Annotated in this window: 12 protein-coding genes; 4 read left to right on the forward strand and 8 right to left on the reverse strand. The window is 41.8% G+C overall.

The features are described from left to right. Window positions 1-9 precede the first annotated feature (9 nt). Genes CSV74_RS08280 through CSV74_RS08295 form a run of 4 tightly spaced genes read right to left on the reverse strand, consistent with a single transcriptional unit; the run spans window position 10 to window position 4,645 of the window. Window positions 10-1,494, reverse strand: coding sequence for a Na+/H+ antiporter subunit D (locus tag CSV74_RS08280; protein ID WP_099691315.1), 1,485 nt, complete (start codon window positions 1,492-1,494; stop codon window positions 10-12). Then, window positions 1,487-1,819, reverse strand: coding sequence for a Na(+)/H(+) antiporter subunit C (locus tag CSV74_RS08285; protein WP_029054756.1), 333 nt, complete (start codon window positions 1,817-1,819; stop codon window positions 1,487-1,489). Before CSV74_RS08285 ends, CSV74_RS08280 begins: the two co-directional genes overlap by 8 nt. Continuing rightward, window positions 1,819-2,244, reverse strand: coding sequence for a Na(+)/H(+) antiporter subunit B (locus CSV74_RS08290; RefSeq protein WP_029054757.1), 426 nt, complete (start codon window positions 2,242-2,244; stop codon window positions 1,819-1,821). Before CSV74_RS08290 ends, CSV74_RS08285 begins: the two co-directional genes overlap by 1 nt. Next, a complete protein-coding gene (locus tag CSV74_RS08295; protein WP_199170333.1) occupies window positions 2,231-4,645 on the reverse strand; it encodes a Na+/H+ antiporter subunit A in 2,415 nt (804 codons plus the stop codon). Before CSV74_RS08295 ends, CSV74_RS08290 begins: the two co-directional genes overlap by 14 nt. A gap of 297 nt (window positions 4,646-4,942) precedes the next feature. Between CSV74_RS08295 and CSV74_RS08300 the strand changes: the two genes are divergently transcribed. Next, complete coding sequence (locus CSV74_RS08300) at window positions 4,943-5,617, forward strand: adenine nucleotide alpha hydrolase family protein (RefSeq protein WP_099691316.1); 675 nt, start codon at window positions 4,943-4,945, stop codon at window positions 5,615-5,617. 245 nt (window positions 5,618-5,862) lie between these two features. Here CSV74_RS08300 and murB read toward each other — a convergent pair whose 3' ends face one another. After that, window positions 5,863-6,783, reverse strand: a complete 921-nt coding sequence (gene murB, locus CSV74_RS08305; RefSeq protein WP_099691317.1) for a UDP-N-acetylmuramate dehydrogenase — start codon at window positions 6,781-6,783, stop codon at window positions 5,863-5,865. 166 nt (window positions 6,784-6,949) lie between these two features. Between murB and CSV74_RS08310 the strand changes: the two genes are divergently transcribed. Then, window positions 6,950-7,465 carry a YceI family protein gene (locus CSV74_RS08310; RefSeq protein WP_099691318.1) on the forward strand — a complete coding sequence of 172 codons (516 nt, stop codon included), beginning with the start codon at window positions 6,950-6,952 and terminating at the stop codon, window positions 7,463-7,465. A gap of 147 nt (window positions 7,466-7,612) precedes the next feature. Here CSV74_RS08310 and CSV74_RS08315 read toward each other — a convergent pair whose 3' ends face one another. Beyond that, the gene (locus tag CSV74_RS08315) at window positions 7,613-8,323 is read right to left on the reverse strand and encodes a DsbA family oxidoreductase (RefSeq protein ID WP_099691319.1); all 711 of its coding nucleotides are present in this window, start codon (window positions 8,321-8,323) and stop codon (window positions 7,613-7,615) included. Between the two features lie 98 nt (window positions 8,324-8,421). Here CSV74_RS08315 and CSV74_RS08320 point away from each other — a divergent pair, with 98 nt between their 5' ends. Beyond that, on the forward strand, window positions 8,422-9,801 hold the full coding sequence (locus CSV74_RS08320) for an FAD-dependent oxidoreductase (RefSeq protein WP_099691320.1): 1,380 nt from the start codon (window positions 8,422-8,424) through the stop codon (window positions 9,799-9,801). Window positions 9,802-9,851: 50 nt separating this feature from the next. Here CSV74_RS08320 and CSV74_RS08325 read toward each other — a convergent pair whose 3' ends face one another. Both CSV74_RS08325 and CSV74_RS08330 read right to left on the reverse strand, forming a co-directional pair. Continuing rightward, on the reverse strand, window positions 9,852-10,778 hold the full coding sequence (locus CSV74_RS08325; RefSeq protein WP_099691321.1) for a manganese-dependent inorganic pyrophosphatase: 927 nt from the start codon (window positions 10,776-10,778) through the stop codon (window positions 9,852-9,854). Between the two features lie 53 nt (window positions 10,779-10,831). Further along, on the reverse strand, window positions 10,832-11,278 hold the full coding sequence (locus CSV74_RS08330) for an RrF2 family transcriptional regulator (RefSeq protein ID WP_099691322.1): 447 nt from the start codon (window positions 11,276-11,278) through the stop codon (window positions 10,832-10,834). A 190-nt stretch (window positions 11,279-11,468) separates the two neighbouring features. Here CSV74_RS08330 and hmpA point away from each other — a divergent pair, with 190 nt between their 5' ends. Next, the gene (gene hmpA, locus CSV74_RS08335; RefSeq protein WP_483315650.1) at window positions 11,469-12,680 is read left to right on the forward strand and encodes an NO-inducible flavohemoprotein; all 1,212 of its coding nucleotides are present in this window, start codon (window positions 11,469-11,471) and stop codon (window positions 12,678-12,680) included. Window position 12,681 lies beyond the last annotated feature (1 nt).

A 12,681-nucleotide genomic window follows, 5' to 3' on the forward strand; every position in this document is an offset into this window, starting at 1 on the left:
TCCCCCTCCCTACTCTAAATCGTCGCCTATCACAGCGCGTATATACTGTTTGGGATCTGCTAATGTATCTGCTGCATCCTGAATATAAGGTGACAGCAGTTCTGCACCTATACCTAATCCAACTATGAGTACCGCAAGCAATACGAGTGGCAATCCGATTTTCTTTTGAAATGGCTTCTGATCATCTTCACTAATTATCGTTTCTCCCCAAAAACTATTGAGGAAAACACGAAGAAGTGAATATAATACGCCAATACTTGATAAAAACGACACAGCGAGCAACACGTAAGATCCCGTCTCAATTGCACCTAACCCTATATATACTTTTCCAATAAATCCGCTGAATGGCGGAATTCCGGCAATTGCAAGCATCGTCAAGAAAAATAACCAACCGACTAGCGGGTAGTTTCGGATCAGGCCGCTGATCTCATTGAACTTCGAACGTCCCGTCAAATATACGACAGTACCTGCCAATAGAAACAGCAATGCCTTACTAATCATGTCGTGAATCAAATAATAGCTCGCACCTTGGAAAGCAATATTCGTAGCAATTGCCAGACCTGTCAACACAAAGCCAACGGAAATGATGACATTATACGAGACAATCTGACGTATATCTGAATAGGCTATAGCTCCGAGACAACCCGCAACCATTGTGACAATGGCTAAGACGCCAATGATTTTATAAATAACTGGATCATGTATAAATATTAATGTAAACATGCGATACAGCGCATAAATACCGACTTTCGTCAGTAATGCGCCAAACAGCGCAGCGACCGCAGTAGGTGGTGCTGAATAAGAACCTGGCAACCAGAAATAAAGTAGTAAGCCCGCTTTCAAACTAAAGACAATCAAGAAAATAATTGCGATCAACGTCAGTAGCGGTCCTTGTCCCGTTTCTGCTACACGTACAGCGATATGTGCCATGTTTAACGTACCCAGTACACCGTATATATACGCGATGCCCAACAAAAAGAACCAAGATGCTAATACATTAATCAGTACATACGTAATACCTTCCTTTAACTGTGTTTTGCGTCCTCCAAGAGTCAGCAGCACATAGGAAGCTAGTAACATGACTTCAAAACAAACAAATAGGTTAAATAAATCGCCAGTCAGAAATGAGCCATTGACTCCTGCTACTAAAAACAGGACGAATGGATAGAAGAACATCGTCTCTGTCTCAATCCCTGTCGTAGCGAATGCATATAGCAAAATAATACTGGAAACGGCGCATGCAACCAGTACGAGTAACATCGCAAATGAATCGCCTACAAACAAAATACCGTGCGGCGGTAACCAATCTCCAAAGTCTAAGCGCATGATGCCATTTAGATGAATGTGATGGAGACAATAAGCAGCTACAGCAGCAGAAGCCATTGTCGTTAGTACACTAAGCACACGTTGCACGCGAATATATGGACGTAAGAATACTAAAATCACACCTACCAAAACAGGCAGGATCATAGGCAATACCAATATATTATTCATCTTGTCGCCCTCGCAATCTAGGTCCACGGCCAGACTCTTGGTACACACGGTAAGATAGTACGAGTAAAAATGCCGTCACCGCGAAGCTGATGACAATCGCCGTCAGAATAAGTGCTTGCGGGAGGGCGTCTGTATATTCCGCAGCTGTCTCCGTAAGCAAAGGCACATCGCCTTTTTTTAATCCGCCCATCGTCAATAATAATAAATGAATGGCATGCGACAGGATTGCAGTCCCTAAAATAATTCGCAACATCTCTTTTGATAAGAGTAAATAAACGCCTACTGCCACTAGCACACCAACCAGAAGGGTAATTAATGTCTCCATTACTCCACATCCTCACTGATTCCCAAAATAATCGTCACGACAACACCGAGGACAGTCAGTGCGACTCCCGCTTCGAAAATCGTCATCGTTCCAAGTTCTGTTTCACCAAAAACCGGTAAATCTACAAGCCATGTCGTCTGTGAAAGAAAGGACTCACCAAACAATATTGACAACATTCCGGTACCTACCGCAAGCAACACGCCAAGTGCCGCCACCCGCTTAAAATCAAACGGCGTTCCCCGGTGAACCGTTTCTATGTCATAAACTAAATACAATAATACAAACGCAGAAGAGAGCACAAGTCCACCAATGAAGCCGCCCCCCGGATTATTATGTCCCGATATAAACAGCTCCACACCAAACGTCAAGATGATGAAAAACACAATCTTCGTCACCGTCTGTAAGATCACATCATTTTTCTTCAGGGTGATCCACCCCCTTCTTGCGACGCAGCTTGACTAATGAATAGACGCCAAGACCTGCGATGAACAATACCAGTACTTCAAGCATCGTATCGAATGCACGGAAGTCACCGAGTATTGTATTCACTACATTCAAACCGCCTGCAAGCCGTGACGCTGTCTCATAATAGATAGAAATAGACGGATACATGGAATGGCCTTGCACGAGCAAAGCGATAACGGTAACAGCCACCCCGGACGCAACCGCGATCAGTCCATTGCGTATTCGCATAGAAACGGACTTATACTCGTTTTTCCACTCCGGTAAATAGTAGAAGCACAGTAAAAACAGCACCGTTGTAACCGTCTCGACAATTATTTGCGTCAACGCCAAATCCGGCGCACGGAATACGACAAATAGAATGGCGATGGAATAGCCCAGTACTCCGTTAAGAATAATGGCAGTAATCCTAGATTTAGCAAATAAGATCGCTACACTGGAACACATCATCACGAATATAATAATACTTTCATTAATTTCAATCACGGCATCATCTGAGAAGTCGAAAATGAACTGCTGGAAACCTAGCAAGCCTATTCCGACAAGCGCAATGAAAAACAACATGATATACGCAACATAATCTCGTACTGATCCGGTCATATATGTTTTCGTCACAACAGAAGCTACACGTTCTATTCGCTGTAACAATGCATTATATAAGCGATCAAGCGTCCATTGTAAAAAGCCTACACTGTAAATCCATTTCCAGTAACGCAATAAACCATATAATAAGATTCCCATGATAATTACACCGATGGTCATGAAGATTGGCATCTCCCAACCATGCCACACGTGTATTTCCGGTACTAGTCCAGGCATCCCCTCATATTGCGGATATACCGCATTCATTGCCGGCCCTAAAACATACGTACCGAGCAGATTCGGGAAGATGAAAATAAGTACAACTAGACTGCCAAGTACCATAGGTGAGATTAACATTTGAATCGATGCTTCATGAGCAGGTCGTTGTCCAGGAGCCGGTGCGTGTACTTTACCGAAAAACGTCTGAAACACGATGATCATACAATAAATAAATGTGAATATACTGCCGACCCACGCAATAATTGGGAACAATAAGACCAACGAATCCATTGATAATAGATTGGCTTCTTTTAATGATAGCATTGCTTCAAAAAATAATTCCTTACTTAAGAAGCCGTTGAATGGCGGCAGTCCTGCCATGGAAAAACTGCCAATCAGTGCAATGGTAAATGTGATAGGCATGATCGTTGCCAAGCCACCAAGTCGATTAATATTACGTGTTCCTAGCTCGTGATCTAAAATACCGACGACCATAAATAAAGATCCTTTAAAGGTAGAATGGTTAATCAAATGAAATAATGCAGCGAATGTAGCGGCGGTAAATAACGCAATCTGTGTACTTTCAGAAGAAGCAAATGCTAATGAGCCGATACCAAGCAGGCTCATGATCATTCCCAGTTGACTCACTGTAGAGAACGCGAGCAACGCTTTCAGATCCGTTTGCTTCACCGCGTTAACCGATCCCCACAACATCGTCAGTAACCCTACACAAGATACGACATAAAACCATGTGGTATCACCTGCGAAGACTGGGGTAAACCGCGCTACTAAATAAATACCCGCTTTAACCATCGTGGCGGAGTGTAAGTAGGCACTGACAGGCGTAGGTGCTTCCATCGCGTCAGGTAGCCAAATATGGAATGGAAACTGAGCAGACTTAGTGAACGCGCCAATCAAAACAAGCAACATGGCAGGTATGAACAGTGAATCCGCTGCAATCACTTCCCGCATAGAAATTAGTTCCTGTAAATTGAACGTTCCTGTTATTGTATAAAGCATTAAAAATCCAACTAACATGAAAATACCGCCTGTGACGGTAATCAACATCGATTTCTTCGCTCCGTATCTTGACTGTTTTCGGTGATACCAGAAAGCAATTAGTAAGAAGGAAGAAATACTCGTCAATTCCCAGAATACATACAGGACGATTAGGTTATCGGATAATACAACACCAAGCATAGCCCCCATGAACAATAGTAAATATGTATAAAATCGACCAATCGCTTCCCGTTCAGAAAGGTAGTAGATTGAATACAATACAACTAAACTACCGATTCCCGTGATCAGCAACGCAAAAATCATACTCAATCCATCTAAATGTGTGGAAAAATAGACATCTGCAGAAGGTATCCAAGGAAACGTATATAAATAAGACGCCCCATTCGAAAGCGAAGGAACAAGACGAATCAGTAAGATAAACAAGAACAGTGGAATGGTAATTACAAACCAGCCAATCCGTCTCCCAGTCAAAATTTTGTGTATGAACGGAACTAAACACGCAGCTATAAAAGGAATGAATATTGCTAGTAAGACGGTTATCAATCTAACACCTCCCAGAATCAATTGATTATAAGTGTCAATAGAATGCGTAGAGCCTCTTGACTGTATACAGTACGTTATGCATAATGGGACTCTAAGCGTAGAGTACAATCTCTACTCGAAAGTATACACTACTTTATCAAAAACCGCATAAAAAGCGCGGTCAGCATACTGTAAGGCCAAGTTCATAATCCTATATACAGGATGAGATTCTCTGGCGGAATTGCAGCGGAAAGCATTCCCCTAAAGTTTGAACCAGTTAGTAATAATTCATAGAATTCGAAGAGGTGATGAGTCATTATGGGCAAAATGAAAAGCCGTATGGACGAGGGAATTCTCGTTTGTGTGTATTACGGTCCAAATGGTGAACGTCTCATTAATAGAGGATATAAAATTGCAACCATCATGGATTGTCCGCTCTATATCTTGACCGTTGATCCTGCGCCACTCGATGATTTCGACGTGGATAAATCTGAGTATATTGATCGTTGGAAAGAGCTTGCGGAAGAATTAGACGTGGAAGCGTTCATTATTCGCGACGATGAAAAGCGCCCAACCGCAAAAGTGATTAAAGAAGTGGCTCACCAATACGGCATTACACAAATCATCATCGGACAAACCGCGCAAAGTCGCTGGGAGGAAATAACAAAAGGCTCTTTCATGAACGTCTTGTTGAGAGAAATTCCATTTGTTGATTTCCATGTCGTGTCAGTTGATCGGGCGATAAAGAGTGAGACAGAAGGATCGTTTGAAAAAGGCGTACGCGCGTATTTAATTCCAGATGGAGATAACTTCCGTATCAACTTCACGCTTTCGAAGCACGCCCAATATGAAGGAATCTTCTTTAAGGAAATTGGGACCGACTTCAACAACGGGGTTTTTAAGTTCATGCAGAATAGTAAGATATGCCAAGTGCAAATAGAAGACGACCAAGTGCTCGACTCAAGTAAGATTCAATGCAAGATACAAAATTAACACTAAGAGAGATGTCCCGGAATGGGGCATCTCTCTTTTTGTATGTATGCAAGTTCAAGATCCAAGAATTTATGCAGTGGGAGTTAAGTGGTAAGTACGAGGGGAATGAAAGCGTCCCCTCCGTAGCGCCAATCCTCATCCACAACACCCTGCCAGCCTCTCTATCCAACTTTTCACATCAAAAAAAGAGTTATCCCGAGAGGTCATTAAAATAATGACTTCGCAGACAACTCCTATCGCCTCTGTTATTCAGAAAGTTCTTCCCCTACAATCTTCACTTCCATCTCCAGATCAATACCGAAATTCTTCTTCACTTCCGCTTTGACCATCTCAATCGTCTGAATATAATCTGCCGCCGTAGCATTATTTTTATTGACGATGAACCCCGCGTGTTTAGTAGACACTTCTGCTCCACCAAACCCTTTACCCTGCAAGCCGCTATCTTGGATCAATTTTCCAGCGAAATAGCCAGGTGGACGTTTGAACACACTACCTGCCGATGGATATTCAAGTGGCTGTTTGGATTCACGTTGGAACGTTAAGTCGGCAACTGCCGCATCGATATCACACTGTTCACCTTGAGTGAGCCAGAATTCTGCAGATAGGACATAGTAGCCTTCTGTAGTAATAATGCTTTTACGATATCCTAGTTCTAACTCATCTTTTGAAAGCATGAATATTTTTCCAGTAGCATCCATTACAGTCGCATGATGAATAATATCTTTAATTTCTCCACCGTACGCTCCAGCGTTCATTGCCATTGCGCCACCTATTGAACCCGGTATTCCACAAGCGAACTCCAGACCAGTTAAACAAGCTATTGCCGCTTGTTTGGAAGCGTCAATAATATTCGCGCCAGCTTCCGCTATCATTCTATTACCATCAATCTTAATATTGTTGAGGTTTGCCATATACATTACAATCCCACGAACACCACCGTCACGAACGACCATATTCGAACCGTTCCCCAGTAATAAAATCGGAATTTCATTAGTAAAAGCATAGCTAACAACTGCTTGCACTTCTTCTATTGTGCCAGGCGCCGCGACAACATCCGCTTTACCACCTAGACGTGTTTTCGTATATTTGTTTAGTGGCTCATCAAGTAATAACCAACCGCTTTGTATATTCTTTTGAAGATCTTCAAACCATCGATGTTTTGACATCTACATCAAGTCCTTTCAGTATACGTGTCCCCAGTTTTACGGAAACAATCTTATCCATCTATTAGTATGCTTGCAATCCGTCTTTTTGACAAGGTTTTTCATTTTGACTTTCAACCTTTTTTCAATTACAGTTTAGCTAACTAAATTTCCATTAGGAGGAGTGAAAGTGAATACATGGAAGGTAGATAAGAGTGCGTCCACTGTCGGCTTTTCCGTTCCACATATGATGGTATCAACTGTCACGGGAACGTTTGAAGAATTTTCAGGAGAATTACAAGGAAACATAGCCGATCTGACGAAAACCAAGATTAGTTTTCAAGTAATCGTCGCTTCAATCCAGACAAAGAATAGAGACCGTGATCTACATCTATGCTCGGTGGACTTTTTTGATGCTGAAACTTTCCCTGAAATGACATTCTCTTCTCGTGCAATTTATAACGATACAGACGGTAGATATCAAATGTCCGGAGACTTGACTGTTAAACATACGACCAAAAGAGCAATATTTTGCATCACTCCTCAAGAAGTGACTGTATTCGGAGCTACATATTTTGTTGAGGGTGAGATCAAACGAAAAGATTTCGGATTAATGTGGAATCGGGCAATCGAAGCTGGCGGTGTGATGGTTGGAGAGGTGATAGATATTAAGATGTCGGTTGTAATTTGCAAAGGTGAAAAATAACGGGAGCATCGTGAATTGACGTTCGTAACGAAAGTGTCCTATTAACAATTCACTAACGTACTGTTTCAAAATGAAATAAAAGACTGAAGACGAAACGCCTCGTAATTCTATAGAGTTTTCTTCAGTCCTATAAAACAGCTCAATTATTTAGATATCACAAGTCTCATCATCACACTGCCCACCATCATTTGTACCAAGTACTTGTAACTTAGGTTTGGCCATACCCTCTTCTTCAGCTATTTTTTCAAGCGCTTCAACAAATGCTTCTGTAGGCTGCGCTCCACTTATAGCATATTTACGATTAATTACGAAGAATGGCACGCCTTGGACACCAATTTCCTGCGCTTCTTTGATATCATTTTTTACTTCATCCTCGAAATTATTACTATGAAGCATCTCTCTAGTTTTGTTTGCATCTAATCCAGCTTCTGTCGCGATCGCTACGAGTACTTCTTCCGTATCAATGCGCTCTCCCTCCACGAAGTAGCCATGCAAGAGACGCTCTGTTACTTCTTTTTCCACACCGTGCTTCCCTGCGAATTTCGCTAGACGATGTGCATCCAGCGTATTAGAAGTTCTCATTTTATCCACTTGATAGTGAAGTTCAACCGATTTTGCTTGCTCTTCTATATTATTCAGCATGTTTTTCGCTTCTGTTTTGCTGACATTGTACTTTCCTGCTAACCTTTCCACTACCGATTGGTCTGAAGCTACTGGTGTATTCGGATCTAGCTGATACGCCTTGAATATAACCTCCGACTTTTCTTCCAGCCCTAATTGTTTCAAGGCATGCTCTAAACGTCTTTTTCCAATATAGCAAAACGGACAAACATAATCTGACCATACTTCAATTTTCATTTTTTGCCCCACCTTTCTATTCTCTATTTTAGATTCAAGTAAAGTTGGCAACAATGTTAATGCTTGGATTATATAATTATACAGAATGAGGTGTCGGAATGAATGAATCTCTATGGCTTGCCACCGCTTATCCGAAGTCTACCTATCCAACAGTAGATGATGATGTAACTTGCGATGTATTAATCATAGGAGGCGGACTGAGCGGGATAGCAAATGCTTATTTTTTGGCTAAGCAAGGAAAGAGCGTTGTGTTGCTTGAGAAAAATAGTTTGTTGCATGGAGCAACCGGAAATTCTACAGGTAAATTAACTGCCCAACATGACTTGGTATATGCGGACATGATCGAACAGTTTGGTGTAGAGAGCGCAAAACAATATTTCGATGTAAATGAACAAGCTGTTGATTTTGCGCGATCCATTGCGGAGGCAGACCAGCTGCAAACCGCACACTCCGCGCTATATTCCCAAACGGCAGAAGGTACAGAACGATTACTGGCAGAGAAAAAGGCATATGAAGCGATTGGGATTCCTTTTATACTTGCGGGCAGTGCTTCCTACTTACCTTTTGAAACAGCCCATACTTTACTGATTGAAGACGAAGCACAAATACATCCAGTGCGTTTTGGACAACGATTAGCACAGCTCGCTGTGAAAGAAGGTGCACGCATCTTTGAACATGCACAAGTAGCGGCATTGGATACTGATCGTCATTTTGTCAAACTCTCTTCATCTAAAGTAGTCAGTTATCGACAACTAGTTATCTGCTCACATTATCCAATTGAGGCCCTAGAAGGCATGCAAATTCTTAAACTGGACGTCGAGCGCTCCTATATTGCTGCGTCAAAAACAGAGACTCCATTTGATCATCAATTTATCTCGGTAGATGAGCCGAAGCGCTCGATACGGACAGCGACAATCGATGACCAGTCTTACTTATTACTATGCGCTCAATCTCATCCTGCAGGCTCGGAAAAAGAAACACAACTTCATTACGACAGCTTGACAGAGGATATTAAAACGACATTGGGGCATCCCGATGTTGTCTACAAATGGTCGGCTCAGGATCCGTCCACACCTGATTTGGTGCCTTATGCAGGAGCTATTTCAAACTCGTCGCCAGACGTCTATATTAGTACAGGCTATCGGAAATGGGGACTATCTAATTCCTTAGCTTGTGCGGAAATCATCTCGGATGCGATTGTCGGGCGATCGAATGCCGCAAGCGAATTATTTTCTCCTAGCAGAACAGATTTCGGCTCTTTATCCAGCCGTGCTCTACTATTAGCTGGACGTACCGTAAAGGAATTTGCCGGAGGACATATCGCCCGGACCGACTCGCCGATCTGTACGCATATGGGGTGCCGTACCCGCTGGAATAAAGGAGACCAAACGTGGGACTGTCCATGTCACGGATCCCGTTTTCGTGCAGATGGAACCGTGTTGGAAGGTCCTGCCACACAACCCCTAGATTTAGGATAAAAAAACTGTCACAGAAGATCGGGCTACCGATTTCCGTGACAGTCTGGTGTTTATGAAAGTGCTTCAGTCAATACAGGTACAATTTGCTTCTTACGTGAAACGATACCTTTTAACAAAGCCGAATTATTATTGAACGCTACATTAAATGCAGAACCTGCACGTTCAGCTTCTTTTCCGAGAGCAATGATTACGGAATCGCTATTGATGATATCTGTCACAACAAACAGGAATAAGTCTAGCTCTTTTTGCTTGATTACATTATTTAATTCCGCTTCCAGTTCATCTTGTCGGCCAAGGATATCTTGCAAGTCTACTGCATTTACTTGTGCAATTACCATTTTCACATCGCCAAAAATAAATTCTTTCGAATCCAGATTAGCCAAATCCTTTACAGGTACAGAGCTTAAGTCTGCTCCAGCTTTCAACATGTCCAAACCGTAAACAGCAGCATCTACTTCTGCAATTGCAGCCAGTTCTTCAGCTGCTGCCTGGTCTTGATCTGTAAATGTTGGTGATTTGAATAATAATGAATCTGATACGATCGCAGAAAGCATTAAGCCCGCAATGTTCTTTGGAATTTCAACGCCATGCTCTTTGAATAATTTGTTCAAAATCGTTGCCGTACAGCCTACTGGCTCCGCACGATAATACAATGGATCGTTTGTCTGGAAGTTCGCGATACGGTGATGATCAATCACTTCCAACACTTGTACATCATCCAAGTCATCCACACTTTGTTGTTTCTCATTATGATCGACTAAGATGACTTGAGATGTCTCAGGTGCCGCTTTTTCAATTAACCGTGGTGCTTCAAAACCGAAAGTTTCAAGCGCATACGCTGTTTCTTTTGTAATATTACCTAGACGAACAGCTTCTGCATCCACTCCGATTTGTTGTTTAAGATAAGCATACGTAATCGCAGATGCAATGGAATCGGTATCCGGGTTTTTATGCCCAATAACTAACACTTTTGACATTTGTTAATTCCTCCTATTTCACTATGTTTACTGACTATATTCTACCACACTATTCAAGATTGACTAGTGGGAAATAGTAAAGATTGTATTTCTTCCTTATTATGAAGGAAATCTGCAATCGTGTAACGGTCTAGCACTTCAAAGTAAGCTTGAAGCGCTTCGTATAATACACCTCTTAGCTGGCAGGCTTGAGACAACACACACATATTTTTACTCGGATCAAAACATTCGACTAAGTGAAAATCGTCTTCTGTTTTTCGAACTAGTTCGCCTACATTTATGCTATGTGGATCTACACTGAGACGGATTCCACCACCACGACCACGAGTGGTTACAATCAGTTCCAGTTTTCCTAACTCATGGACTATTTTGGTGAGGTGATTTTTCGAGATTTTATAAGCATCCGAGATTTCTTGAACTGTAGATAGTTCATCCGATTGCTTGGAAGCTAAAAAAATCAGAACACGCAGCGAATAATCTGTATACATCGTTAAACGCATAATATCACCACTTTCTACTCTCACCTTATTATAGCATTTTCAATCGAAAAATCATTGATTGACACTGAGCGTTACACTTATAAGCTTAGCTACTTTTTGAATAGAATGTGACAACATTCACATATTATTTTTAAACATGTATTTTAAATATATCTTTTAGATTCTAAATGATTTATGATAGAGATATCAAATACGGAGAGGTTGTGTATTCACAATGTTAGATCAAAAAACTATCGACGTTATCAAATCCACAGTACCAGTACTAGAGGAACACGGAACAGCCATTACTACGGCGTTCTACAAAAATATGTTCGTGGCTCATCCGGAATTACTAGACATTTTCAACCACGCTAATCAGTCGCAAGGACGTCAGCAGACAGCTCTTGCAAACACAGTATACGCAGCTGCGCAACATATCGATAACCTAGAAGCCATTCTACCGGTTGTTGTACAAATCGCGCACAAGCACGTATCTCTTGGAATCTTGCCGGAACATTATCCAATTGTCGGAGAGTATCTGTTAAAAGCTATCAAAGAAGTACTTGGTGATGCAGCGACTCCTGAAATTATGGATGCATGGGAAGCCGCTTACGGTGTAATCGCTGGCGCATTCATCGGTGTAGAAAAAGATATGTATGAGAATACAGAAAAAGCCGATGGCGGATGGCACTTATTCAAAGACTTCGAGATCGTCGACAAAGTAGAAGAAAGTGATGTCATTACTTCATTCTACTTAAAACCTGTTGATGGCAAAAAATTGCCATACTATTTACCGGGACAATACATTACGATTCGTTTGGAAATCCCAGGCGCAAAAAATATTGTCAACCGTCAGTACAGCTTGTCTCAAAAATCAAATGACGAGACTTTCCGTATCTCAGTTAAACGTGAAGATACATTAACACCAAACGGCGTAGTTTCTTGCTACTTGCATGAAAATGCAAGTGTAGGCGACATCATCGAAGTAAGTGCTCCAGCAGGCGACTTCTACTTAGATCCTACTGGCACAGCACCTGTTACTTTAATCAGCGGTGGGGTTGGTATTACACCAATGAAAGCTATGTATTCAACTATTGCAGACTTGTCTCCAGAACGTGAAGTAGCATTCTTGCACTCTGCACGTACACGTAGTCAACAAGCATTTGCGAATAAATTAGAGCATATAAATGCAAAACTGCCAAACTCTACGTACAAAGCTCTATATTCAGAAGAGGGAGACGGCATGTTCACACGTGAGTTCTTAGAAGAAAACGTTATTGCAGACAGTGATGTCTATGTATGTGGACCAACTGGTTTCATGGAGTTCGTTATTCAACAACTTCACACAATGGGTATTCCAGAAGATAAAATTCACTTCGAATTCTTCGGCCCAGCTGTAGCACTTCAATTACAATCTGTTTAAC

It is taken from the genome of Sporosarcina sp. P19 (assembly GCF_002743165.1).
Classification (GTDB): Bacteria; Bacillota; Bacilli; order Bacillales_A; family Planococcaceae; genus Sporosarcina; species Sporosarcina ureae.